This window comes from Psychrobacter piechaudii (assembly GCF_900162825.1).
Taxonomy (GTDB): domain Bacteria; phylum Pseudomonadota; class Gammaproteobacteria; order Pseudomonadales; family Moraxellaceae; genus Psychrobacter; species Psychrobacter piechaudii.
This window is the reverse complement of sequence record NZ_FUGE01000235.1, coordinates 1-584: the sequence shown is the minus strand read 5'-3', so window position 1 is coordinate 584 and position 584 is coordinate 1. Positions and strand designations below refer to the sequence as shown.

At 36.0% G+C, this 584-nt stretch carries 1 pseudogene; it reads left to right on the top strand.

Annotated features, from left to right (window positions below):
- Window positions 1-430: pseudogene (locus A1019T_RS13310) on the top strand (hypothetical protein); the annotation flags it as partial.
- Window positions 431-584 lie beyond the last annotated feature (154 nt).

The following is a 584-nucleotide window of genomic DNA, read 5'->3' as shown; positions in this document are numbered from 1 at the left end:
GTTCTTAATAACAGCCATTCAAAATTATATAGAGTATATAAAGCAGTTTGCAGTATTACACAATGTTATATACCCGTCTGTACAATTTCCAATAGAAGACATTCTAAACTCTCGCCAGCCTTTAATTCAGCTTTTTAGTAAAAACCCCAAAGGCTTTTCCGATATTAAACCCAGTAAAGTACGTTATCAGTTAAAAGGCTTTTTTAGTCATCAAGATAACTGGCTTCGACATCAACTGCGTACTTTGCTGACTAATAGAGCACCTGAGCATTTAATACGCGCTTTATATGGTCATGAACAACCTGACCAGGAGGCAATGCATCCAATGTCATCACTATCAATTAATGAGATCAAGAGCTTAAGTGACTGCCTTGATGAGGTGGCATGTGAGCTTAATTTAAAACAAGTTGAGGTAAGGATACATGACTAATTTAGTTGCGCATAAATTAAGAACACAAAATCGTAATAGCTCTCACCAAGATATTAAAGATGAGGCAAAAAGCCTGGTGCAGTCTTATATGAGTGTTAATCCACTCGATCAAACGACTAAGCTGTCTGATTATTATCAGGATATAAACATTCTT